The following is a 26,659-nucleotide window of genomic DNA, read 5'->3' as shown; positions in this document are numbered from 1 at the left end:
ATTATACCAGAGGGTTTGCTGGTTAGTTATCTATGATGATATGGTTCGTTCTTTAAAATAGTAAACCCTCTGTATAATTGTTCTATAAAAAATAAACGTACCATTTGGTGCGAAAAAGTCATTTGAGACAGTCCTAGCTTTCTATTAGCTCTTTTATAAACACTTTCCGAAAAACCATAAGGGCCACCAATAACAAAAATTAGAGTTTTTATTCCTGAATTCATGTGTTTTTGCAAATAAGAAGAAAACGCAACAGAATCCATTTGTTTACCATTCTCATCTAGTAAAATTACAACATCAGATTTTTGAGTTTTAGATAATATAAGTTCTCCTTCTTTTTCTTTTTGTTGCGTTTCAGAAAGATGCTTTACATTTTTTATGTCTGGAATAATATCGAACTCAAATCTAATATAATGACTCAGCCTTTTTTTATAATCTTCAATTAAAGCTTGAAGATTTTTATTATCTGTTTTTCCTATGGTGATGAGTTTAATTTGCATGTTCAAATTTACGATTTACATATTACGAATTGCGATTTTTTTTAGGTCATAATTCGTAAGCCTAAAATCGTATATCGTAAATCTATTTCCTATTTTTACACTAAATAATAGTTTACATGATTTCAGAAGAACAATTCCAAACCGAAATAGATTTAATTATAGCCAATGCCATTAGAGAAGATGTTGGCGATGGTGACCATAGCTCATTGGCTTGCATACCAGATTCTGCAATAGGAAGAGCAAAACTTTTGGTAAAGGATGAAGGTATTATTGCTGGAGTTGAATTCGCAAAACAAGTGTTTGCTTATGTAGATAAAGACATGAAAGTTGAAACACTTATTGAAGATGGTAATGAAGTTAAATATGGTGATATAGCCTTTTATGTAGAAGGTGCATCGCAATCTATTTTAAAGGCAGAACGTTTAGTTTTAAATGCCATGCAACGTATGAGTGCTATTGCTACTAAAACAAAGGTTTTTGTAGACTTATTAGAAGGCACAGAAACCAAGATTTTAGATACTCGAAAAACCACTCCAGGTATTAGAGCATTAGAAAAATGGGCAGTAAAAATTGGTGGTGGCGAAAATCATAGATTTGCGTTGTATGATATGATAATGCTAAAGGATAATCATATTGATTTTGCTGGAGGAGTTGCTAAAGCTATAAATTTGACTAAGCAATATTTGGAAGATACAAACAGAGACCTTAAGATTATTGTTGAAGCAAGGAGTCTTGAAGAGATAAAAGAAATACTAGACTGTGGAGGTGTATATCGTATTCTAATAGATAATTTTAATTATGAAGATACACGTAAGGCTGTAGAATTAATAGGTGATGAATGTCTAACCGAATCTTCTGGTGGTATTAATGAAAAAACAATACGTCATTATGCAGAGTGTGGAGTAGATTATATTTCGTCTGGCGCCTTAACACATTCTGTTTATAATATGGATTTAAGTCTTAAAGCGGTTTAATCTGGTTAATATAAGTAGTTTTAAGAATACTTTCGCAGTAAGCGACTATAAGTAAATTAGAGTAATCTAAAATCTAATAAATCTAACGATCTAAGTAGTCTAACTAATCTAAAAAGAGTTAATGACCAAACCTATAGAAGATAAGCTAAGCAAAATTCCTGTTCTTAATGTAATTGTTCGTTTTTTTAAACAAATTCGATTACCAGGATTTGAAGGTTTATCTATTTATGATTTATTGGAGTTATATGTTTTAGGTATAGTAAAAGGAACTTTAACCACAAGAGCAAGTGCTATTGCTTTTAGCTTCTTTACAGCAATTTTTCCGTTTTTATTGTTTGTTATTATTTTAATGCCTTATATACCAATAAAGGACTTTCATGTAGAATTTGAGGCATTTCTAAATTCTATTTTACCGCCTCAAACGTCTGAATTCTTTTTCTCAAACATATTCGATAATATTAGTGGTGGAGCAGGCACAGGTTTATTATCGTCGGTGTTTTTATTGTCTATGTTGCTGATGGCAAATGGTGTAAATGCTGTATTTTCTGGTTTTGAGAATTCGTATCATGTGCAGTTAACACGTAATGTGTTTCAGCAATATTTATATGCACTAGGTGTTGCGCTAATATTGGCGATTTTAGTGTTGCTTACTGTTGCTGTTTTTGGATATTTTCAGATTTATATATTGAGTCCAATTTACGAAAGTTTGAGTGGTGAAGCTTTAGCTGATGAAGGCGTTGGTTGGATAATTTTTGCAAAGTATATGTTTTTTGTACTTATGGTGTATTTAGCAACAGCAACATTATATTACTTTGGTACAAAAGAAGGACGTCATACGCGTTTTTTCTCAATAGGTGCCTTATTAACAACTTTGCTTATTATTTTAACTTCGTATTTGTTTGGTGTATATATCGATAATTTTTCGCAGTATAATAAACTTTATGGTTCTATTGGTGCATTATTGATTTTGCTACTATATTTATGGTTAAACTCTAATATATTGCTTTTGGGTTACGAGCTGAATGCTTCGCTTAGAAGGTTGAGAAAAATGAAGAATTATGAATAGAATTATAATAGCATTACTTTTTTTAATAGGTTGCCACTTTGGTTCAGCCCAGAATATCTTAGGCAAATGGAAAACTATAGATGATGAAACCGGAAAGGAAAAATCAATCGTTGAGATTTATGAAGATAAAGGCAAAATTTATGGTAAAATCGTTGAGCTAATCAATCCGTTAAAAGAAAACCCTAAGTGTTCTCAATGTAAAGGAGAACGAAAGGATCAGCCTATAAAAGATATGGTTATCATTGAAGGATTAGAAAAAGATGATGATGTGTATGAAGGTGGTACTATTCTTAATCCAGAAAATGGAAAAGAATACAAATGCAGACTAAAAATTGAAGATGATAAGGATACACTTCAAGTAAGGGGTTATATTGGGTTTTTTTATAAAACACAGTATTGGAAACGTGTTAATTAGTGTCTTATTTAGTTTTGAAAAGATCTTTCATCTAATCTCTATCTATTATCTATTTTCTCGATGTCATATTGCCGATTCCGCTTCAAAAAGCATTTACGTATCATGTAACGGAAGCCGAAGCAAAATTCTTAAAAGTAGGAATGCGCGTTGCGGTTCCATTTGGTAAGAGTAAAGTCTATACTGCTTTAGCTTATAAAATTCATAACAATCCGCCATTAGTTTACGATGCTAAAACGATTTATCAAATTTTAGATGACGCACCTGTTGTTACAGAAATTCAACTTAAACATTGGGAATGGATTGCTAGTTACTATATGTGTAGTTTAGGTGAAGTAATGCGTGCTGCTATGCCAAATGCATTTATATTAGAAAGTGAAACTATAATTTCTAAAAATGAAAGGGCAGACGTTAATGATGCTGAATTAAAAGATGATGAATTTTTAATCTATGAAGCGCTTCAATATCAATCGTCTTTAAAAATACAAGATGTAGTTTCTATTTTAGATAAAAAAAGGGTTTTACCTGTTATACAAGGTTTGGTAGAGCAAGGTGTCTTACACTTACAAGAAGAGCTTTATGAGAAATATAAACCTAAATTAGTCCGTTATGTAAGGCTTTGTGAACAACATAAATCCGAAGAGCAGCTTCAGCAATTACTAGAAACATTAAGTCGTGCGCCAAAACAACGCCAAGTTATTTTAGCACTGTTTACTTTAGAGGCTTCTGAGCAAAAACCCATTAAGGTGTCTGAATTAACAAAGCGAAGTGATTCATCTTCAGCTGTGATTAAAACTTTAATTGAAAAAGGAATTTTAGAAGAATACTATATACAAACTGATCGTGTTCAGTTTGAAAGTAATGGTAATGAAGATTCTAAACAATTAAGTGAAACACAATCGGAGGCTTTTAATGCCATAGAAGCAAGCTCTAAAAATAAATCGGTAACACTACTACATGGTGTAACATCGTCTGGTAAAACCGAAATTTATGTAAAACTGATAGCGCAGCAGATTCAATTAGGAAAACAAGTACTTTATCTATTACCAGAAATTGCACTTACCACACAGTTAGTGCAGCGTTTACAAAATTATTTTGGAGAAAAAGTAGCTGTTTTTCATAGTAGATATTCAGGCAACGAGCGTGTTGAGGTTTGGAATAATGTATTGGGTAATTTAGAAAAAGCTCAACTTGTTATTGGAGCACGTTCGTCCTTATTATTACCGTTTTCTAATTTAGGGCTTGTTATTGTAGATGAAGAGCACGAGCAATCGTATAAGCAGTTTGATCCTGCTCCTCGTTATCATGCTAGAGACGCAGCTATAGTTTTAGCTAATATGCATAAGGCAAAAACACTTTTGGGTTCTGCTACACCAAGTTTAGAAAGTTATTTTAATGCGCGCCAAGGTAAATATGGTTTGGTAGAATTAACCAAAAGATATAATAATGTGCTAATGCCAGATATTGAGCTGGTAGATCTAGCAGATAAGTACAAGCGCAAGCGGATGAAAGGTCATTTTTCAGATCGACTTATAGAAGAAATGGCTGAGGCTTTAGATGAAGGTTTTCAAATTATATTATTTCAGAATAGAAGAGGATTTTCACCAATTGTAGAGTGTACAACTTGTGGTCATTCACCACAATGCCCTAATTGCGATGTAAGTTTAACCTATCATCAATATAGAGATCAGTTACGTTGTCATTACTGTGGTTATAATTCAGTAATGCTAAAAAGTTGCCAAGCTTGTGGTAATGCTACATTAGACACTAAAGGTTTTGGTACAGAACAGATAGAGGAAGAGGTAAAAGAGTTGTTTCCAGATAAGCAGGTGTCTCGTATGGATTTAGATACTACCAGAGGTAAATATGGGTTTGATAAAATTATTAATAAGTTTGAACAACGCGAGATTGATATTTTGGTTGGTACACAGATGTTAACTAAAGGATTAGATTTTAGACATGTAAAATTGGTGGGAATAATGAATGCAGATAATATGCTTAATTTTCCAGATTTTAGAGCTCATGAGCGTAGTTATCAATTAATGACTCAGGTGTCTGGTAGGGCAGGACGTACAGATGTAAGAGGAAAAGTGTTAATTCAAACTTATAATCCGCATCACAATATTTTACAACAAGTTTCTACCAATGCTTATAAAGAGATGTTTGGTGAGCAAATGAATGATAGATATAATTTTAAGTATCCTCCAATTTATAGATTGATTAAAATTACATTTAAGCATAAGGATTATAATCGTGTTAATTTAGCAGCAGATTGGTATGCAAAATCTTTGCGACAAGTGTTTAAAACTAATGTTTTAGGACCAGAATTTCCACCTATTTCAAGAATACGTAATTTATATAATAAGAATATTCTAGTTAAGATTCCACAACAACAATCTTTAGCTAAAACAAAAGAAGCTATTAAAAAGATTGAGAATAGTTTTAATGCTATTAAAGATTTTAGATCTGTAAGAGTGGTGTTGAATGTAGATAATTATTAAAAATAAAAAATCTCAGCATTTCTACTGAGATTTTTTAATAAATGTAATTTTTTTAATAGTAAAGTAATGTTTTTACATGTTATTTAATGCATCTACTAATTGGGTCTTTTTATTTCGACTCAATGGAATTTCATAAGCTCCAACTTCAACATTTTTACTGTTAAAGCGATCAATTTTGTCTAAATTCACGATATAAGATTTGTGAATTCTTAAAAACTTTCCTTCAGGTAATTCTTTTTCAAAAGCTTTCATTGTAGATAATACTACAAGACTGTTTTCTTCGGTTACTACTTTTACATAATCGCCTAAGGCTTCAATCCATTTAATGTCTTTAATGTAAACTTTACGTTTTTTAAGGTTACTTTTTACAAAAATGTGTTCACCATCAGTTTCGTTAAAGTCTAGTTTTAATTTATGCTGCTCAATGGCTTTTTCTACAGCAGTATTAAAACGTTCTTTAGTAATTGGTTTTTGAAGATAGTCGGTAGCATCGTAATTAAATGCTTTAAAAGCATATTCAGTTTTACCTGTAACAAAAATAATTTGGGGTTTATTGTTGAGTACATCTAAAAGTTCAAATCCATTTAATACTGGCATTTCTATATCTAAGAAGATAAGATCGACCTTATGGGTATTAAGACCATTTTTTGTTTCTAGAGCACTACTGTACTCTGCAATAAGGTTAAGAGAAGAATGATTCTCAATTAACTTTACAATTGAAAGGCGTTGGATCGCAGAATCATCAACAACTACACAGTTTAAAGTCATAACATTTATATTTAATTAGGTTAAGATATCGACAATAGTACAATAATTTCGGTTAAAAAACAAATTTTACCGACAAAGTGTAAAAATTAACATGGATATTTTGCTGAAATTGACTAAAATTTTACAGTGAAAAACGTTGTTATAATTAGAATTAATGTGTATTTTTGCACCCGTTTTAACAATAAACAAATTTAAATTATTATGAATCGTTACGAAACTGTTTTCATCTTAAATCCCGTTTTATCTGAAGATCAGATAAAGGAGACAGTAAAGAAATACGAAGATTTTCTTGTTTCTAAAGGGGCAAAGATGGTAGCCAAAGAAGATTGGGGCTTAAAAAAATTAGCTTACCCAATCCAAAACAAAAAAAGTGGTTTTTATCACTTATTTGATTACAATGTTGCTGGTGAAGCAATTCAGCAATTAGAAGTAGAGTTTAGACGCGATGAGCGTTTTATGCGCTACTTAACTGTAAAATTAGACAAGCACGCTGCTGCTTGGGCTGATAAAAGAAGAGATAGAAACAAACAAAAAGCTTAATTATGCCATCAATAGAACAACAAGCAAAAGGAAAAAAGGATGGTGAGATTAGATATCTTACACCTTTAAATATAGAAACTCAAAAAAATAAGAAGTATTGCCGTTTTAAAAAGTCTGGTATTAAGTATATAGATTACAAAGATCCAGATTTCTTATTAAGCTTTGTTAACGAGCAAGGTAAATTATTACCAAGACGATTAACAGGAACTTCTTTAAAATACCAAAGAAAAGTATCTGTGGCAGTAAAAAGAGCTAGACACTTAGCTTTAATGCCATATGTTGCAGATTTATTAAAATAAAATATCATAACAATGGAACTTATATTAAAACAAGACGTTGAAAATTTAGGATTTAAAGACGATATTGTAACAGTAAAGAACGGTTATGGTAGAAATTTTTTAATTCCTCAAGGACATGCTGTAATGGCTACTCCTTCTGCTAAAAAAGTTTTAGCTGAAACTTTAAAGCAAAGAGCATACAAAGAGAAATCAATTATTGATGAAGCAGAAAAAACAGCAAAAGCTTTAGCTGAATTAGAAGTTAAAATTACTTCTAAAGTAGGATCTGGCGATAAATTGTTTGGATCTGTAAACAATATCGATTTAGCTGATGCTTTACAAAAAGAAGGTCATAGCATTGACAAAAAATATATTAATGTAATTGGTGGTAATGTAAAGCGTTTAGGTAAATACAATGCTGTAATAAGATTACACAGAGAAGTAACTGTAGACTTCCCTTTTGAGGTTGTTGCAGAAAAATAATTACTATTATTATTTAAATAAAAAAACCGTTTAGTCTTCTAAGCGGTTTTTTTATTAATAAGAAATGTAGAAACAAACTTGTGCAAGTTTGTTTAATTAGTTTCAGCACAAAAGTTTAGAATAAAAGTATAATTTAAAAGATTCCCACTTTACGCTATTACAAATGTTAAGTGAAATGAGATTGTGGGAGAAATGTTATGAAATACGCTAGATTAACAAAAGAGCAGTTTGAAGAATTACACCAAGAGTTTATTAATTTTTTGGCAACACAATCTATAACTGCAGAAGAGTGGGAAGATATAAAGAAGAATAAACCAGAAGCTGCCGAGCAAGAACTCGATGTTTTTAGTGATTTAGTTTGGTATGGCGTATTGAGTAAAGTACAATACTTAGAACATATTTCTTCAAATCAGTTGCATCTGTTTAAGTGCAGAGAAAAAGATATGCACCTAATCGCTATAAAGTTAAAAGAAGATAAAACAGATTTAACCACAAAAGAAGGGTTTCAATGGTTAAGAGATAATTTGTTATCTGATGATATAGAGTTTTTCAACGCTAAAAAAGAATATTCAGAAGATAAGCATCAAGATATTTTTAAATTAGTACAACAAGGAGCTAATATTACCAAAGGAGAACTATTTCAGTATTTTGAGAATCTTATAAAAGGATAAATAGAGGCTACCGTCATCATTCTTAGATTATTTTAGAATTTTTGATTTTTTAATAAATAAGATTGTAAGATTTATAATGACTTTAATTTTCCTGCTTTAGCAAGAAGATATTACTCATACCTTAAAGATTCAATAGGATCTAATTTTGCAGCTTTTGTAGCAGGATACAATCCAGAAATTATAGCAACAATAAACGCAATACTTGTAGCCCAAATCATAGCTACCCAAGGCGTAGAGAACTCGAGTTCAAAACCTGCTGCAATTCCCCAACCAATTAAAATACCTAGTATAATTCCCAATATACCTCCAAGCTGTCCAATAATAATCGTTTCCATAAAAAACTGAAAAGCAATGGTTCTACGTTTGGCTCCTAGTGCTTTACGAACACCAATTTCGCGCGTACGTTCACTAACTGAAACAAGCATAATGTTCATAAGAGCTATAGTAGATCCAAATATGGTGATGACACTTATAATCCAAGCAGCCCAATACAAAGTCTCAGTGTTTTCTGCTACACGATTAATTAAATCTTCGCTACGCTCAATACCAAAGTCGTTTTTTTCAATAGGGTTTAAGCCTCTCACATTTCTAAAAGTAATAATGGCATCATCTTGAGCGCCTTCTAACATATCATTTTTGTCTACTTTAACGCTAAGAGTATAATTAATATTAGGGTTTGTAAAAATAGAACGGGCTTTTTGTATAGGCATTATAACTCTTAAATCTTGATTATTACCAAAGGTTGAGCCTTTTTCTTTTAAAACTCCAATAACCTTAAATTTAGAACCTCTAATGCTTATAATTTTATCTAGCGGCTTTTCGTCAGGAAACAACGCTTTTTGCAAATCGCTACCAATAACACAAACCGCATTGTTATTTTCTACATCAGCAACATTTAGAGAACGACCATTTTCAATTTCTAATCCAGAGTTTTCTATAAAATTTTCATTAGAACCAATAATAGCCACTTCCGGATCGGTTTTTTTGTTTCCATATTTTACTTCTGTAGCTCTAGAGCCATAGAATGATACTGCAACCTTAGTGTATGGGTAATCGTAGCTATCAATAAAATCTTTAACATTTCTGTAGCTAATAATAGGATTAACCTTTTGGCGTTCTCTACTACTTTGGCGTTGCGCTCTAAACTCGTAGCGTTGAAAATTAAATGTATTGGCTCCCATAGACGAAAAATTACTAGAAATTGTATTCTCTAAAGCCGAAACACCACTTAATATGCCTACCAATGCCATTATACCAATAGCAATAATTAAAACCGTTAAAATGGTACGAAGTAGTTGACTTTTTATAGAACCAAAAGCAATTTTAACATTCTCTTTAGCTAGTGAAAACATAGATTTATCTAAAGTTAGTTGGGTTGTTTAAAACCATAAGACGTTTCAAACAGCATAAAGTTACTATAAATTTAAAATTACTTGAGATTGCCTTTAAAATTTATAATATTTTTGTGACTTGTGAGATTAACTTTTCTTAATGTCACAAGTCACACTGAGCGCAGTCGAAGTGTCTGAATTTAATATTCTTTTCACCCTTTGTATTGCTCAAAAAGTAATAGTAATAATTAAAAGAGACTCCCACTTTTGTGGGAGATGCATATGGCACAAAAACCAAGTATTCCTAAAGGAACCAGAGATTTTAATGCAGAAGAAGTTGCAAAACGTTCTTATATCATGGAGACGATTAAGGAGCAGTTTCAACGTTATGGATTTCAACCTATAGAAACCCCAAGTTTTGAAAACTCAGAAACCTTAATGGGTAAATATGGAGATGAAGGAGATCGTTTGATTTTTAAGATATTGAATTCTGGAGAGTACTTGAAAAAAGTTTCAGAAGATGATTATAAATCTAAATCTGAAAGTTTAATTACTCCAAGAATCTCGGAAAAAGCCCTACGTTACGATCTTACTGTGCCATTTGCACGTTATGTAGTTCAACATCAGAACGAGATAGTTTTTCCTTTTAAACGTTACCAAATACAGCCAGTTTGGAGAGCAGACAGACCTCAAAAAGGACGCTTTAGAGAGTTTTATCAGTGCGATGCAGATGTGGTAGGTTCTAAATCATTATTTCAAGAAGTTGAGTTTGTACAGTTGTACGATGCCGTTTTTACTGCTTTAAAGCTTGAAGGTGTAACCATAAAAATTAATAATAGAAAAATCTTATCTGGTATTGCAGAAGTTATTGGTGCACAAGATAAACTCATAGATTTTACAGTTGCTTTAGACAAACTCGATAAAATAGGAGAGGAGAAGGTAAAAGAAGAAATGCGAAGCAAAGGTATTTCTGAAGATGGTATTACTAAGCTTCAGCCTTTATTTTCGTTAGATGGAGATTTTGGTGATCAGGTAGAACGTTTAAAAGCTATTTTAAATGCTTCTGAAATAGGACTAAAAGGTATTGAAGAATTAGAGTTTATTAATTCTTCAATTTCTAGTATAGGATTAAAAACAGCAAAACTTCAGTTAGATGTTACTTTAGCCAGAGGACTTAACTATTATACAGGTGCTATTTTTGAAGTAGCTGCTCCAGAAGGAGTAAAAATGGGCTCTATTGGTGGTGGAGGTCGCTATGATGATTTAACTAGTATTTTTGGAAAACCAGATACAAGTGGAGTAGGAATCAGCTTTGGTTTAGATCGTATTTATTTGGTGTTGGAAGAGTTAAATTTATTTCCAGAAACTATTACAGATGCAACAAAAGTGTTGTTTATTAATTTTGGAAAGAATGAAGCATTGGCTTGTTTAAAAGCAGTAACGGCATTAAGACAACAAGGTATAAAAGCTGAGTTATATCCAGATTCTGCTAAAATGAAAAAACAAATGACTTATGCCAATAGACGAGGTATTCCGTTTGTGGTTTTAGTAGGAGAGGAAGAGTTAAATTCTGGAATGTTCACACTTAAAAATATGACAAGTGGCGAGCAGAAGAAGTTACAACTTAAAGATTTATTTTCTGAGTTACAATAAGAAGTAATTGAAACTATAAAAAATAAAAAAACCCTGAAGAGATTCAGGGTTTTTTTTAGGTTAAGATTTAAGATTTGGGGCAAAAAATTACTTTACTAAAACTTTCTTTGTCGATACTGAACCGCTTGCAGTATATAACTTTACAACATAAGTTCCGGTGCTTAAATTCTTAACTTCATATTCAGAGTAACCGCTCTCCGAAATATTTTCTATTGTATGAACAGATTGTCCTAACATATTAAATAACGCTATAGATTTTACATCTACAAGATTAGGGTTAATTAATACAATACTTTCTTTATCGTTAGAGTAAAGAATATCTAACGTTTCGTTTGTTTCATCATCTATACCTAATGTTTCAGAGTTTGAACTAAAGGTAATCTCAAAACGGTTTAAGTGTTCACCAGTATTTAAGAAAACTTCGTAATCGCTGACTCTTAAATCATGATATAATTCTAAATCAATATCATGCACATAGATATTTAGGTCATCTGGTACGTTTTCTAAGGCATCTATGGTAATAGAGTTTAAGCCATCTTCGTTAACTTTTACACCTAAAGGATACACAGCTGATTCTTCCGCATCATTACTACCTTGAATAATATACTTTTCATCATTAATCATCCAGTACATATCATCGGTTTGATCACCATATAATTTAGCATCATAAGCCCAATCAACACCAGTTGTTGTGTTATCATCAATAGTTAATAAAAGTTGTCTGTGCAATTGCATATCAAAGCTAGCATTAAAGCCAATTCTAAATTTCATTCTATCATCAGCAGCGGCATCGTTATTTTGAGAATTAGTAGAATTTGCAGTTCTCATAAATACAGATGTAGCTCCTTCTTTAACAAAGGCACGTTGGTCGTTTTCAAAGTTTACGGTTCCGGCACTTACACCAGATACAAAGAATCCCTGACTTACAGGTATATATCTGCCAGGTGTTTTTGTACCGACACCTACCTGAGCTACATCAGGATCTGGTGCTGGTGCTGGTACACCTCCAGAAAAGTTGTATAGTGCATAACCACCTTGGTATTCGCGTAGTACATGCGAACCTCCTCCCCAATGTTCCCAGAAATATAATGTACCAGTAGTATTGGTGTTGTCTGAGATAAACTCATCAGCATCTATTGAAGAAGCGTAAGGGTTACCAACTAAATAGTCATTTCCAGAATTGATAGTTAAGCTAATATCTCCATTATTTGGCTTTCCTAAGAATACATAGTTTTGATCTGTTAAAATTGAACCTGTACCAGGACCTTTCATGGTGAAACCTTCACCTGCAAAAATGTTTCCTGTACGTCTTACATGTTGCCATGCAGAATAATCATCACTTGTAAGGTTCGCAAATTTCCAAATCCAATAATCAGCAATTGTAATAGGTGTAGAGGAATTACCATCATAACCAGATGTAGAGAAATTAACCGAGCTAGCTCCATCAAACATAATATCTTGCACTGTATAACGATGATCATTTTTTGCAATATCTACATCACCAACTGGTGCAGACCAGTAGTTATAAGTAAATGTATCTGCAGTACCTTGTTGATCTTTTTCTAATTGGCCACTAGCAATAATGTCTAGATCACTATCATTAGGCTGAACAAGTTGTGATTCTCCTTCTAGGTCTAATTTACCTTCTAGAGCCATATAATGAGAAACCGTTAAGCCAAAACCAGCATTAGTAGCGTTGTCACCATTTATAGTTAATTCGTTTGAATCTACATATAGACCAAGAACTTCTCTATTATCGTTATTACCTGCTGGTAAAGACGAGTTGTCCATAGTTACATTGTGGTCTGTTCTTACAATGTTCCAATTTACAGTAATCGTAGGATCTACAATAGAAGCTGATCCTGGTATGTATTGTACATCTCCATTTGTCCATGTTGTACTAGTGTCCCAATCGCCATTTTGTGTTGAAACATATGGTAGTGGTGCAGTTTGTCTATCAACTGTATCAAGATTTCTTAATGCACCTTGATTTCCATTTCCAGAAGCATCTTTTGTATTTGTGTATGTGTAAACAGACATTGGATAATAACCAGCTAACTCACTCCAAGGAACAGCATTAATATCGTTTTTTGTTATAGCTGTAGGTAGAACATTACCCATAACTTGACCTGCGTTATCTGCTATTTCTTGATTCATAACAAAGCGCAATTGGTCTAAGGTAAGGTCTGTATTCCATACTCTAACTTCATCAATATTTCCTTGAAAGTGTTGTGTTGTTGAACTTTTTCCTGCAGCTGCTATTATAAATGAGTCGGTTGTTGAAACAGGAGCTGTTCTAGTTTGATTTGTGTCTAATACACCATCAATGTATATGTAAGCTTCTGAACCATCATAAATGACAGCGACATGATGCCATTCGTCATCAGGTATACTTGTACTAGAGGTTGTAATTTGATTAGAACCATTTTTCCAATATACTTCAATTCTATTATCATTTAAAATAGTAAAATCAAATCCACTAGTAAATGCTGCATCTCTTTTTGAAAGAATAGATTTTGTACCACTATCTGCAGCATCGCGCTTTATCCAAGCTGAAATTGTAAATCCAGAAGGGTCTAAGTCTAAGTTGTCTTCGATATCTATATAATCTGCAGATCCATCAAAATAAACAGAACGAGTAAACTCAATCTCAGGTGCATATCCAAACGTAATATATTTTGTACCATTAAAATCGTATTCTGCATCTAAGTTACCATTACCATCAGAAGTCATAATTCTATAATCGGCTGTTGGGTCAAAAACACCTGTATTAGAAATGAACATGTAATAATTACCTGGTGGTGCTATGTTTCTTATAGCATTTTGAGGAATTCTAACTTTTACAGTTGGTATGTCTCCACCATTTTCAACAACTTTCCAAATACGTTGCATGCCAGTAAAGGTAACATCAGTATTTAAACTTGGAGCAATACCTGAACTCATGTTTACAGAAATTACAGAAGCAGCTAAATCTAGATTAGCACCATTATTTCCCCACATTAAGAATTCTTTGTCATTAAATGTGGTTGGGTTAGTGGATTTATTGATATTATTAGTGTTATAGATATCTGATAGTCCTATGGTAAGAATACCTTCAGTCCTTCCAGTGCCATCTGAAGCATTATTAACACTACGAGATTGTTTTTGGTTAAGGTCAGAATCATCATCTCTACCAATACCACCTATATCATAGTTATATCCAGAATTAGCAGACTGATCCCATATTACAGTACCATCACTGTCAACATAGTCTTGAGATGTACCATTAACACCAAGGGTAATACCATATTTTACAGCTAAATAGGATTGTATTCTATTTCTTTCTTGTGTAAGGTTGACATCATCTTTTCGGGATGAGAAAGTAATAATTTCTGCTATACGAGCATTAGTGGTTGCTTCCCAACCTTCACTTCTTCCAATCCAATATCTAGAATCATTTACATTAACAAATGAAGCGATATCATTTTGAGTGGTTTCAATATTATTAGCATTATAATATAGTTCTTGTTGAGTTGCGCCTATATTATTTCTAGCATTTACAATACCTACATTATTGTAAGATGTGCCAGGACCATCATGCACAGCATAACCATCACCAGCTACACCAGTATCATATGTGTCTATTGCAAAGCAAATAGACTCATCTGTAACTCTTCCTGTGTAATCACCAAATCCAATACCTGTAGCATCTGTAGCGTTTGTGCCTGAGTCAGCATCACCACAAAATACATCCATAAAACCAAAAGAGCTATTTATAGGTGTTTCATCTGGAATAATTACCACAAACATATCTTGTGTGTAAAGACCAGAAGTACCTTCTAAAAATTCAGTTGAGGTATCGTCATAAGAATAATCATCATCTGTAGTGAATGAAGAGAAGACATTATCAAACTGAACAACAGGGTTAAAATTAATATTATCAGCTGTGTTGTCTCTATATGTTGGTTCTTGACCTACAGTATTTACTGTAGCATCTGCACCACGTCCTTGGTCGGCCCATAGAGATACACTTTGACTATCTGTGTACCCTAGACCATCTGTAGATTTTAACCATAATTCTAAGTCAGCAGTGACTCCACCTGGTCCTTCAGTTAATGGAACAACTCCAATACCCGAAACAGTGAATGTATATGGGTTTTCATCGCTATCATCATTAACAATAGATACTATAGCTGTACGAGTACCATTAGCTGTAGGGTCAAAATCTATAGTAAAAGTTGTTGAAGATGATGCGTTAACTGTACTTGCTGGTGTTGCTGATACAGCAAAATCTGTTGGGTTGGCTCCTCCAATTGTAATTGAGCCAACAGTTAATGACAATGTTCCTGTGTTTTCAATTGTAAAAGTGTGAGATACTGGTGTGCCAGTACCTGTAGTTCCGTAATCTGTGTCGTCAGCAGATGTAGGTGTATTATCACCATTGGAGATTGGGTTTCCTAAACCTGTTATGTTTATTTCTGGGGCAGGAGCTGAAGAGCTGACTACAATTCCATAATCCTCAACTTCACCGTCAAAACCAGTTTCGCAACTTGTAGGGTTTGAGCCATACTTTGTTGAGACTCTCATTCTTGTTGTACCTAATGTAGCAGTAGCTGGTATTGAAATTGATAATGCTGGTGTAATAGCACCATCTGTATTTGTGTCACCTAAATCATATGATTCTCCAGGGTCTGTGAAATCTTGATTTTGATTCCAATCGATCCAAGCAAATGTATGTACTGTATAGCCACCATCAGTATTAACACTTACGCTAAGGGTTTCTGTACCTCCTTGTGTTACGTTTGCAATATGAGTTGTTGTGAAATTTTCATAAGCATTATCATTATTGACGGTATCAGAATTATTAATAGATTCAAATGTAACATTTGAAACACCTGTTTGGTAGCTCGTATTTCCATTAGATGTACAATAAGGAGGTGTTGTTCCAGTACCTTGTATATTAAAAGTGTAAGGGTCTTCATCAGTGTCGTCGTTGGCTATAGTTACCGTAGCAGTTCTTAATCCCACTGCACTAGGGTCAAAAGTAATAGCAAAAGTTGTACTAGAGCTTGTTCCTATAGTAGATGAAGGTGTGGTAGTAACTGTAAAATCTGCGGCATGAGTACCACTTATACTTACATAAGGAGATGAACCAGTTAATGTAAGAATGCTAGTTCCTGTATTTTCTATTGTAAAAGTATTGACATTAGTCCCAGAAGGTACACTAACACTGCCAAAGTCAGTATCGTCAGATGTTGATGGTGTATTACCACCACCACTAGGTATTGATGATCCTCGTCCTAAAATGTCAATTTCAGGATCAGCAGCACAAGTTAAACATGGTGCTGCTAAATTGCTTAAATCTACAATTTGAATTTCGTGCGACATAGTGTTTCCACTTCTATGTGACCAATGTGCTGCTTGGGTTGCAGAATTAAAATAATAATTTCTCCAACCTCTGGCATATGCTGTTCCTCCTCCTGTACTAATAGATGATCCTATAATTAAGGCTTCATTTGTATTTGATAAACCAGCAGAGCTAATATTAATTGTTGTTTCTCCTTGTGTGTTAGAGGTGTTTTGAAATCTAGTAACATTTAAGTCAGAATGATTTAAAACATGAATAAATTGTTTGTTTGTACCATTAGAGCCATGACCACTTTGAAAAGACCAATCTACGGTTTGGTTATTTGATCCAGGATACATGACAGGCCAATTATCTTCAATTGCTTGGTTAGCACCAGCTACATTGTCTCCTTTATGATGGCTTAAAATTATAGCCTCACTCCAAGCACTAACACTTGTAGCTGTGCCAGAACCGTCTGAATTACTTGTTAATGTAATACTACCAGTATCTCCTGCTGTATTTCCAGAATCACCATGTAAAACGGTCCAATTGCTACCTATAAATTCTACTACTGTAACATATACAGTTACATTACTGGCATTAGTGCCTTTTTCTACTCTTAATGTTGATGCATCTTCTAAATAAGCGATTGCAGTTCCTGTATCTGCACCATCTGTACCATCATTGGTTATAATTCCAGTAATAAAAGGAATACAGTCATTTGCATTAACAATGCCTGAGAGTGCATGTGTTACACTGTTGGATCCGCCGTTTAGATTAATAACATATCTTCCTCTAACAATCATTTCATTATTTCCGCCAGGAGAACCTATATATTCCCATATAGAAGAGTTAAACCTCATATTAAATCCGCTAGAACCAGATTGTCTATAATAACTTAAAGTGTTAGTACCTGTAAGAACTCTTGCGCCTGATAAATCATCAGCTTCTAAATGACTATTAGAGCTATTTGTACCAGCTGATACTTTCCTATTATTATTAGCTAATACAAAAGCATTATTTAAAGCTGACACAGAAGAAAAACTGGTGTTCGTGCCACCAGAGTTGCCTATATCATCTTGTATGTGTTGTACCTTAAAATCTTGTGCAAAAAGAGATGCTGATAATAAAAAAGTTAATGCAGTCAAAGCATAACCTTTTAAGGTTAGAGTAATAGTTTTCATAAGCGGTTAAGTTTAGTTTGGGACTAAATTTATATGTCAAACATACTGTTTAATTCTATTAAGTGCAAAAATATTCGACGAAATGCATGGTTTTGGAGTTAAAAATCTGATTATCAGTTGTTTGTATTATTTTAGTTTTTAATAAGTTGTTTGACAAAACTTTTATTTGTTGTAAGGTCTTTTAAAACAACAATATAAGTTCCTTTTTGAATAGCGTTTAGATTTGATATTCTAATATTATTAGAGTTTACTAATTCTAAATTATCTGAATAGACTATTCGATTCAATGTGTCATAAATATTTATATGAAATATGTGACCTATGAGTATTGAAGGTACTTTTATGTCTATGCTACTTGTAAATGGATTAGGGTATACCTTAACCTTATCAATGGTACTATCAGCTATGCTGAGAGTTTGGTCAAATAGATTGACAGTATAATCTTCAACTTCACCATAAGGAAATGACTCACACGGATCTATTTGAATAGTTCCTTCATTAGAATTATTGTGATATTTCATAATAACTCGCATAACAGTATCTCCTGTCTTTGCTGAGTTTGGAACTGTAAATGTACTTGATACTACTTGTGGGTTTACATATGCGCCAGCTTCTAATATTTTTTCATTATTAGTAAAAATACCATCTTGGTTATAATCTACCCATGCTGATACTGCTTCATTATACTGGGTGCCTTCCCAGTATTTCATAACTGAAATAGTATTACCAATACTTCCTATTTCTATTGGGCTAAATATAGATTGACTTCTGTAATTTGAATATCCAGATGTTGTAGTATCTACAGAGTTATTAGAGATTCCATTTAAGGTTACTTCACCTATATATTCATCATCTACACTGTTGCCTTGAGCATCGCAATAAGAAACTGTACCTGTTGTAAAGTTATCTGTGGTAGAATATGATGATGAATTTGATCCACAGTTAGAACGAACCTCATATTCGTAATTTGTTTCTGGATTTAAGTCAGATAGATCGTATGAGTTTGTGTTAATGTCTAAAATTTCAGTCCACATTGGTGAACCAATTTCTCTATACCTTAAATCAAACGTAGATCCAGTTGTAGTTGTCCAATTTAAGGTTGCTGAAGATGCTATAATATTTGTAACATTTAGGCTTCCTGGAATAGCTGGTGTTAATGGAGTTAATAATATTTCTGATAAATCTACAATTGAATAATCTGATATAAATTGGCTACTTAATGTTACTGATTGATAACATGATGCGCTTATCATTAAATCGTAAGTACCTCCTTTTATTGGTCTGTAAAAATCACCATTGGTATCTGAAGATACTTCAGAGCCATAGGCATCATGCCCAACAACTGTAATAGTAGCTCCTTCTATTGTATTTGTGGTAGAAACATCTTTTACAACACCTCTAAATCCATAAGTGCCTTGTGTTAAATAATCTAACAGTGCATCTCTGTTATAATACCAGTAATTTATAAGAGAGCTTTCAGGTAAAATTTTAGTGTCAGACAGCTCAATAGTTGTTTCTCTACATTGATGATAAACATTCATGTAGTCTTGGCGTCCACCATATACACGATACCATTCAGCACCATGTGTTACACCAGGACTTTGTGCATAATTATTATGCCAAGCTTGGCTACCTGAACTAGCGTCCCAATCCTCATCATCTGTCATGTAAGAAGGTTTGTTTGTGTAAGAAGGTGTTGATGTATTGCCAGCATTAGCATCTGTTTGGCAATGCGTTGCGTATTCTACACCAACAAACTCATACCAATCATTATCAGCATGTGTGTATTGAGATGAGGCATAAGCATTATCAAAAGGGTAATTTACCAATTCTGTACCTCCGTGAAAATTTGCCGCAATAACAAAGTTATGTTGGTCTGCAAAGTTCATAAATGCAATGGTTTCTGTTTGATATGCTTCATTATCTGGATGAGCACCTGCAACATTATCGGGATAATTTCTGTTGAGATCTATATTATTACCATTTCCTCGTCTTGCATTTGCGACAGAAGTGTTAGATGCACTGTTATGGTAAGTTCCATCAGGATTTGCGCTCGGATTAATCCAAATCTCAGCATTTTCTACTAAGTTTTTTACTCTGGCATGGTCTGCGTGTCCTGTATCATTATATACAGTTAATATATAATCAATTAATGTTAGCATCATAGGGTAACCTGCAATCTCATCACCATGCATAGATGAGGTAAACATTAGCTTTGGTTCAGCCTCGTCAACAGATACATTATCAGAAATTTTTATAAACAAAATTTCCTTGTCTCCTTGTCCTGTAGCACCTATACTTACTTTTTCTACTAAAGCAGGATAATCATCTTCAAAATCTTGCATTTGTTGAGCATATTCTGCATAAGTTGGGTAACTTCCTAATGGAAAGGTAAGTGTAGACATCGTACTTCTACTTGCTAAAGGTCTTACATCATAGATAGAAGTTTCATCAACCATGTTTAAATCCATAGGCACTTTAAAAGCAATATTGTTTTCTTCAAATAGTCTAAATTGTTCTTCATTTGCCCAAGCTTTTACAGTTTTTGTTTCTGGATCAAAATGAACTATAGATAGATTATTAGTGAATAACTCTAACTGACTTTTATTATCTACTTTAAAGGTGAATGTTAACTCTCCTTGTGTTTCAAGTAAATTTTCTGCTTTTTCTTTTTCTGTTTGCTGAGCATTTATACTCAGAAAACATAGTAGTATAGCGGTTAAGCACAAAGTGATTTTTTTCATCTGATTTGGGATTAAATGAAATTTATGTGTCCGCTAATATATCAATTAATTCTAAATTTAATCCATGAAAAGCAAAAAAAATCGATGAAATGTAATTTTCTTCAAATAGGCTTGATCTAATTTTAGTTTATAACATTTAAAATGTTATAAACTAAAATTAATGCACTCTTGGAGGCTTCTAGTTGATTTAAGGTGCCTGAAATATAAACATCTAACTGTGGGCTATACCATAAAAATGATGCTGTACTACCCGAATGACCGATAAGTTCTAAGTCTGTTTCTGTATCTGTTAATTTGTTGATAGAAATTTTTCTTATACCGAAACCGTATTGTATTCCTTTTGTTTCATGTACCCAATTTTGCATTGCTAAACGTGTTTCTTTACTTATAATTAAATCATTGTTAAAGGCTTTTGAAAATTTAATCAAATCTTGAGTGGTTGACACTAATCCGCCGCCTCCCCAATCTGCAGTTAAGCTTTTAATTGATGACAACTCAATATCTCCAACATAAAATTTAGCCATAGGAAGTGTATTGTCTATAGGTGACGACTTTAAGTTGATAAAAGAACTATTCATTTTTAAAGGTTGAAAAAAGTATTGCTTAAAGAACTCGTCTAATGGTAAGCCATTTATTTTTTCAATGATTAATGCTAAAAGTACATACTCTGTATCTGTATAATGATAGTCTGTGCCAGGAACAAAGTGAGGTTTCATTTTTTCTTTAGTAAACAGAATCATTTCTTCAGCAGTCCAGGACTTATTTGGATTCATTAATAGTTGATTGATGATATTCGGACTTTCATCATTGGTCTTATCCGTAAAATAATCTGGCAAGCCAGAAGTATGTTGTAATAAATGCGTAATAGTTAACTCTTTTGAATAGTCTTTTTCATCTAAAACATGAAGATTATGCATTAAATTTTTTGGTAAGTATTTAGCAATTTTGTCTTCAAACTTTAGTTTGTTATCGTCCTTTAAAATGCCAATTGCAGTTGCGGTTAGCATTTTGGTTACGCTAGCTGTATAAAATGGACTATTTATTGAAATGGAATCTTCTTCACTTTCGGCCAGCTGAATATCAATTCCGTTAGACTTAGAATATACGTGCAGAATTCCACTTTTAATGTTTTCTTTTTCTAATTGGGCTTTAAATAATTTTTCAATTTCAATATGTATGTTTTGTTGACCATAGCAGAATAATCCGGCAAATAATGCTAGACCTAAAAGTATATTTCTCATATAATTAGTTTTTAATTGTTCGTTTTTTGATTGATAAATTGATGATGCAAAGATGTATTAGAATTGAAAGCTAATCGTCCTGAATTATGATTTGAAACCTTTTTTGAAATTCAGCACTTGTTGCTTGTTTTATAAATTCGTGAATAAAAAAGGCTTAACAGTTTTAGTGTTAAGCCTAATTAGTTCTTAGGGTTTAGTTTTAAAATAAAGCTTCAGGATGCAAAGTGAGTTTTTCTACATTTTTGGTGATTTTTTTAATATCCCAATTCCACCATTTTAGTTGCAATAGTTTTGAAATTGTATCATCAGAAAATCGTTTTTTAATAGGTTTTGCAGGATTTCCACCAACAATAGTATAAGGTGCAACATCTTTTGTAACTACTGCTTTTGTGGCGATAATGGCACCATCACCAATGGTTACACCAGGCATAATGGTAGTATCGTAACCAATCCACACATCGTTACCAATTATGGTATCGCCTTTGGTTGGATAGCTTTTGCCATCCATTGCATGTTGCCACGCACCACCAAATATGGCGAATGGATAGGCAGATGTAGCTTCGGTTAAGTGGTTGCCACCATTCATAATAAAGGTTGCACCAGAAGCAATCATACAAAACTTACCAATAATGAGCTTGTCACCAACAAAATCAAAATGGTATTTTACGTTTTTTTCAAAATTTGAAACATCTTCAAAATCGTCATAATAGGTGTAGTCACCAACTAAAATATTAGGATTGTTGATGTAGTTTTTTAAAAAACAAAGGTTCTTATAATTGGCTAACGGAAAAACCGTATTTGGATCTGGAATGTTCATAATTCTAATTTATTAGCTTGTTCTCTAAAGTAATCTTTTAATTTATGATTTCCATACGTTGGTGCAATATTATCTTCTGCCGTTAAGGTTAGAAAAAACTCAATAGAACCATAGGTTTTAACAGAAGTAAAGGTTCTTAGAGACCAAATGGTTAATCGTCTTAAACAATCTGGTAGGTGCAATATCTTAATTGGTTTATCTAACGACATTAGCGCCAATTTGCTAATGTCGTTAAGGCTTAAAATATCAGGACCTCCTATGGTTACTTCTTTGTTATAGTCACTCAAAGTATCTACAATAGCTCTTGCTAAATCCTCACCATGAATTGGGTTGAATTTTTGATTACCAGACCCAAACAAATACACTCGACCAGATTTTGCCATTTCTAGGAAATCTTTCATGTCCGAGAAAAAACCATTTGGTCTTACTATAGTATAATTTAACCCTGAAGATTTTAAAGCATCTACAAACTTTTCTTTGGCTTCAAATATTTTTAAATTTCGATATTTGTCGCCATTGATAGCTGAAACATATACAAAGTGTTTAACACCACTTTTTTTAGCCTCTTTAAGTAAGTTCATATTCGCTTTAAAATCTACATCCATATAGGTTAAACCATCTTTTTGTCGTGTAATACCAACGGTTGAAATCACTGTGTTAATGCCTTTGCAAATGTCTCTTAAAGTTTCTGGCTTGGTGACTTCGGCTAGTTTTATTTCTAGGTAGTTTTCATTACTGTTTTCTAATTGATTTGATTTTCGGGCGATGGCAACCACCTGATTTTCTTTTTCAATTAAAACTTTTAATAAATACCCACCTAAATAGCCTGTAGCTCCTGCTAATAACACATTGGTATGTTGCATTTTTTATGAGTTTTTTAATTAAACTCGTTTGTTAGCAGTTGTTCTATAATGGTATTGCGTTGTTCTCCCGAATCGTCTTGTTGGTTGCTTAATAACACTATGGTAGCGTTGTGTTCTGGTACAAAACCAATCATACTCCAATAGCCATCAATATCGCCTCCGTGCCAATATAGTGTAGTGTTACCTTCTTGCGTGGTAAACCAACCCAAGCCAAAATCTACATAGCCACTTGGTACATTTTGGGCAAATATTTCGGCTTTTTCAGAAGCTGTAAACCAATTTGTATTTACGGCATTGGTCCAAGTTTCCATATCTTTTGGTGTACTACTAAAATCTCCAGCACCAAAAGCTAAATTCATGGGATATACGCTGTTTGTATTACCATTGTTATAACCTTCTGCATGATTATTCGCGTTAATTGCATCTGTGCCTTTGTAAGTATTAGTCATTTCTAATGGATTAAAAATGTTTTGCTGAATGTAATCGTGGTAAGATATGTCAGTAAGCTCTTCAACCAGTAAAGCTGCGATAAGGTAGTTGGAATTGCTGTATTGTTTTCCAGTGCCTGGTGTAAAGTTGAGACCATTTTCTGAAATTAGTTCTATAATAACTTCATAAATGTCTTCTTCATCAAAAAAATATCCTTGTTCTGTGGCTTCTTCAACCACATATTGATAATCTGGTATACCTGATTGATGCGATAATAACTGTGCGATTGTTATTTGATTTCCGTTTGGAAACTCAGAATCAAATTCATCTAAAGTTTGATTATAACTTGTAATATAACCATCGCGTTTTAATTGAATAATAGCAGCTGCTGTTAATGTTTTAGAAACTGAACCAATGCGATAAGCAAGTTCGTAATCTTGAGCCAATGCTGTGTTTTCATTGGCTAACCCAAAGCCTTGTCGTACTAAATCATTACCGTTTTTAGTTACAATGGCATAACCTTGAAAATCGACTTCGGTTAATAAATTTTCAACGGTTGTGTAGTTAGTTGTAGATGTGTTGTTGTCATCATCTTTTGAACATGATGTAAAAAGCATTATTGTTGCTACTATTAATGCTACTAAGAATTTGTGTAAAGTTGTCATAATTGTTCGTTTTTTTGATTATTAATTATGACGCAAAGATTCGTTAGATTACCAAGGCAATCGTTCTGAATTATAATTTAGAACGTTCGGAATTTACAACAAGAAACGGTTTATTTAGAATGCTGCTGCACCCATTTGCTAGGTGTAATGCCTTCCGTTTTTTTGAAAAATGTATTAAAAACACTTTTAGAATTAAAGCCGCTATCGTAAGCAAGACCAAGAATAGTGATGTGTTTAAACTCTGGCTTTAAAGCAATAGTTTTAAAGTACTCTAAGCGATAAGTGTTTATAAAATCATTAAAGTTTTTTTTGAAACTTGCATTAAGCAACCACGATAAATGATTTGGGTGAATATTAATTTTACCAGCTAAAGTACGTAATGATAATGTGGTGTCTAAAAAGCATTCTTCTTCATTCATTAAGAATACAATTGCTTTTTGGTAATGTTCTATTTGGTCTTTTGATAGTAATTGCTTTTCAACGGTCTTTATTTTAGATTGGATTTGATTAGATAGTGCAAATATGGTTTGTAACTGTTTGTTAAAACGATTTATAGTATGTAAAGGTTGCAATAAAGGATCTACTTTAAGCAGTGTCATTAATGGTTCTTTATGTAAAATGCCTTCATCTATTAAATCTAAAGCATTATCATATTGCTTTAATAAGGTATAGATGTATATCAAGAAAAATCTAATGCGCTCTCTGCTATCAGAATTGAGTAATGGTATTAGAGAGTCTAAATTGGTTTCTACTTTTGAGGTTTCTTTTAATAAACAATACGCTATGGTTGTCATTATTAGCTGCTCTATTTTAGAGCCTTCCATTTCAGGAATACTACTGGCAACTTTAATTATGTTTTGAGGTTTGTTTTGCCAAGCCAAAGCCAAAGCATAGATACCATAACCTACAATGAATTTATTGTTTATCTCAAAGCATCTTTTAAAATGGGTAATAACTGCCTTTTCATCTTTATTGATATAGGCGTTGTAACCCATAAAATAATTATTTAAATCATTTAATGGATCTAATGTATATGCTTTATTTATATGGTAGTTGGCTTCTTCTAGGTTACCTTCCAAAATTAGGGTGATGAATAGTTTTTGATGTGCATCGGAGTAACCTGGCTTTAATTGCAGTGCTTTTTTTAGGTGTGAAGCAGCAGCTTTAAAATCCCATTTTTTGTTGAGGGCATCCCAACCCAAAGAATGATGTACTTCTGGAAGCTCTATTTTTAATTTGTGCGCAGTATCAAGGTAATTTCCACCTATTTCAAAAGCTTCCTTTACAGGCATTAATCCACCAGCAGCAAGTATATTGTAGGCATAATGCACATTTACGTGTGCCAATGCAAAAGTTGGGTGTTGCTCAATAATGCCTTTCAATATTGAAATTCCTTTTAAAGTGTCATCTTTATTAAAATGCGAAATAAGTTTTTTAGCTTTTAGGTAATTGTTATAAGCTTCCGTAGAAATATTATGATGGGTTATTAAAGAATCATCAACATTAAAGTGACCAAAATTTTCTCTTATTTTATCGGCAATTAAAAGGCTGATTTCATCCTGAAGTTTAAAAATATCATCTAGCTCTCTGTCGAAACTTTTAGACCAGTAATGAGTACCATCTGCAGTATCTATCAATTGTGCAGAAATACGAATTCTATTTTGGGCCTTTCTAACACTACCTTCTAAAATTGTTAAAACATTTAATTCTTTTCCAACCTGTCTAACGTCTATTTGTTTTCCTTTAAAAGCAAATGAAGATGTTCTTGCAATAACTTTTAGCGCTTTAATGTTGGTTAATGCATTAATGATTTCTTCTGTAATACCATCACAAAAATAATCGTTCTCAATATCATTACTCATATTGACAAAGGGTAGTACAGCGATGGATTTAGAATTAGTTTTCAATTAAAGTATAGCAATGAATGGTTTATGTCTCGAAAATAAATAATTTAACGAAGCCTAAAAGCTAATTGTTTGAACTTTTTTGAAATTGTAAGAAAAACAGTTTACACTATATAGAGAATCTATTCTTTTGAGGTTATGACAATAGCAAAAGCCTAAAATGTTTTTGAGTGCTAATATTTTTTTATGGTAAATTGTATATAATCAAAGTATTGCTTTATGTTAATAAAAAAACCCAGTACGTTAATACTGGGCTTTTACTACTGTAGCGAGATCGAGATTTGAACTCGAGACCTCCGGGTTATGAAT

The 26,659-nt window shown here is 32.9% G+C and carries 19 protein-coding genes; 9 read left to right on the top strand and 10 right to left on the bottom strand.

What is annotated here, in order from left to right; genetic code table 11:
• Positions 1 to 26 precede the first annotated feature (26 nt).
• On the bottom strand, positions 27 to 500 hold the full coding sequence (rlmH, locus tag N4A42_RS04340; protein WP_294070384.1) for a 23S rRNA (pseudouridine(1915)-N(3))-methyltransferase RlmH: 474 nt from the start codon (positions 498 to 500) through the stop codon (positions 27 to 29).
• Positions 501 to 616: 116 nt separating this feature from the next.
• Between rlmH and nadC the strand changes: the two genes are divergently transcribed.
• From nadC to priA, 4 genes are all read left to right on the top strand, one after another.
• Positions 617 to 1,474 (top strand): carboxylating nicotinate-nucleotide diphosphorylase, encoded by an 858-nt coding sequence (gene nadC / locus N4A42_RS04335; protein WP_294070381.1) that lies wholly within the window; start codon positions 617 to 619, stop codon positions 1,472 to 1,474.
• Between the two features lie 121 nt (positions 1,475 to 1,595).
• Positions 1,596 to 2,540, top strand: coding sequence for a YihY/virulence factor BrkB family protein (locus N4A42_RS04330; RefSeq protein ID WP_294070378.1), 945 nt, complete (start codon positions 1,596 to 1,598; stop codon positions 2,538 to 2,540).
• On the top strand, positions 2,533 to 2,955 hold the full coding sequence (locus N4A42_RS04325; protein ID WP_294070375.1) for a DUF2147 domain-containing protein: 423 nt from the start codon (positions 2,533 to 2,535) through the stop codon (positions 2,953 to 2,955). Before N4A42_RS04330 ends, N4A42_RS04325 begins: the two co-directional genes overlap by 8 nt.
• A gap of 44 nt (positions 2,956 to 2,999) precedes the next feature.
• Positions 3,000 to 5,453 (top strand): primosomal protein N', encoded by a 2,454-nt coding sequence (gene priA / locus N4A42_RS04320; protein ID WP_294070428.1) that lies wholly within the window; start codon positions 3,000 to 3,002, stop codon positions 5,451 to 5,453.
• A 72-nt stretch (positions 5,454 to 5,525) separates the two neighbouring features.
• Here priA and N4A42_RS04315 read toward each other — a convergent pair whose 3' ends face one another.
• Positions 5,526 to 6,221: a LytTR family DNA-binding domain-containing protein gene (locus N4A42_RS04315; protein WP_076620930.1), complete on the bottom strand. Its 696-nt coding sequence runs from the start codon at positions 6,219 to 6,221 to the stop codon at positions 5,526 to 5,528.
• A 201-nt stretch (positions 6,222 to 6,422) separates the two neighbouring features.
• Here N4A42_RS04315 and rpsF point away from each other — a divergent pair, with 201 nt between their 5' ends.
• From rpsF to N4A42_RS04295, 4 genes are all read left to right on the top strand, one after another.
• Entirely contained in the window at positions 6,423 to 6,761 is a 339-nt protein-coding gene (rpsF, locus tag N4A42_RS04310; RefSeq protein WP_294070368.1) for a 30S ribosomal protein S6, read from the top strand.
• Positions 6,761 to 7,060, top strand: a complete 300-nt coding sequence (gene rpsR / locus N4A42_RS04305) for a 30S ribosomal protein S18 (RefSeq protein WP_294070425.1) — start codon at positions 6,761 to 6,763, stop codon at positions 7,058 to 7,060. Before rpsF ends, rpsR begins: the two co-directional genes overlap by 1 nt.
• A gap of 12 nt (positions 7,061 to 7,072) precedes the next feature.
• Complete coding sequence (gene rplI, locus N4A42_RS04300; protein ID WP_294070365.1) at positions 7,073 to 7,522, top strand: 50S ribosomal protein L9; 450 nt, start codon at positions 7,073 to 7,075, stop codon at positions 7,520 to 7,522.
• A 197-nt stretch (positions 7,523 to 7,719) separates the two neighbouring features.
• A complete protein-coding gene (locus N4A42_RS04295) occupies positions 7,720 to 8,193 on the top strand; it encodes a DUF6495 family protein (protein ID WP_294070362.1) in 474 nt (157 codons plus the stop codon).
• Positions 8,194 to 8,303: 110 nt separating this feature from the next.
• Here N4A42_RS04295 and N4A42_RS04290 read toward each other — a convergent pair whose 3' ends face one another.
• A complete protein-coding gene (locus N4A42_RS04290) occupies positions 8,304 to 9,545 on the bottom strand; it encodes an ABC transporter permease (protein WP_294070359.1) in 1,242 nt (413 codons plus the stop codon).
• Between the two features lie 261 nt (positions 9,546 to 9,806).
• On the opposite strand from N4A42_RS04290, the gene hisS reads away from it, so the two are divergent.
• Positions 9,807 to 11,177 carry a histidine--tRNA ligase gene (gene hisS, locus N4A42_RS04285; RefSeq protein ID WP_294070356.1) on the top strand — a complete coding sequence of 457 codons (1,371 nt, stop codon included), beginning with the start codon at positions 9,807 to 9,809 and terminating at the stop codon, positions 11,175 to 11,177.
• A gap of 87 nt (positions 11,178 to 11,264) precedes the next feature.
• Here hisS and N4A42_RS04280 read toward each other — a convergent pair whose 3' ends face one another.
• From N4A42_RS04280 to N4A42_RS04250, 7 genes are all read right to left on the bottom strand, one after another.
• Complete coding sequence (locus tag N4A42_RS04280; RefSeq protein WP_294070353.1) at positions 11,265 to 17,687, bottom strand: choice-of-anchor D domain-containing protein; 6,423 nt, start codon at positions 17,685 to 17,687, stop codon at positions 11,265 to 11,267.
• Between the two features lie 131 nt (positions 17,688 to 17,818).
• Positions 17,819 to 20,431, bottom strand: a complete 2,613-nt coding sequence (locus N4A42_RS04275) for a M14 family zinc carboxypeptidase (protein ID WP_294070350.1) — start codon at positions 20,429 to 20,431, stop codon at positions 17,819 to 17,821.
• Positions 20,432 to 20,553: 122 nt separating this feature from the next.
• Positions 20,554 to 21,672, bottom strand: coding sequence for a serine hydrolase (locus tag N4A42_RS04270; RefSeq protein WP_294070347.1), 1,119 nt, complete (start codon positions 21,670 to 21,672; stop codon positions 20,554 to 20,556).
• Between the two features lie 199 nt (positions 21,673 to 21,871).
• A complete protein-coding gene (locus N4A42_RS04265) occupies positions 21,872 to 22,489 on the bottom strand; it encodes a CatB-related O-acetyltransferase (RefSeq protein ID WP_294070344.1) in 618 nt (205 codons plus the stop codon).
• A complete protein-coding gene (locus N4A42_RS04260) occupies positions 22,486 to 23,352 on the bottom strand; it encodes an SDR family oxidoreductase (RefSeq protein WP_294070341.1) in 867 nt (288 codons plus the stop codon). Before N4A42_RS04260 ends, N4A42_RS04265 begins: the two co-directional genes overlap by 4 nt.
• 14 nt (positions 23,353 to 23,366) lie before the next feature.
• On the bottom strand, positions 23,367 to 24,446 hold the full coding sequence (locus tag N4A42_RS04255; RefSeq protein ID WP_294070338.1) for a serine hydrolase: 1,080 nt from the start codon (positions 24,444 to 24,446) through the stop codon (positions 23,367 to 23,369).
• A gap of 110 nt (positions 24,447 to 24,556) precedes the next feature.
• The gene (locus tag N4A42_RS04250) at positions 24,557 to 26,308 is read right to left on the bottom strand and encodes a helix-turn-helix domain-containing protein (RefSeq protein ID WP_294070335.1); all 1,752 of its coding nucleotides are present in this window, start codon (positions 26,306 to 26,308) and stop codon (positions 24,557 to 24,559) included.
• Positions 26,309 to 26,659: the final 351 nt, after the last annotated feature.

It is taken from the genome of Winogradskyella sp. (genome assembly GCF_025210595.1).
Taxonomy (GTDB): Bacteria; Bacteroidota; Bacteroidia; order Flavobacteriales; family Flavobacteriaceae; genus Winogradskyella.
The sequence above is the reverse complement of the archived record's forward strand: the minus strand, read 5'-3'. Positions and strand labels throughout refer to the sequence as shown.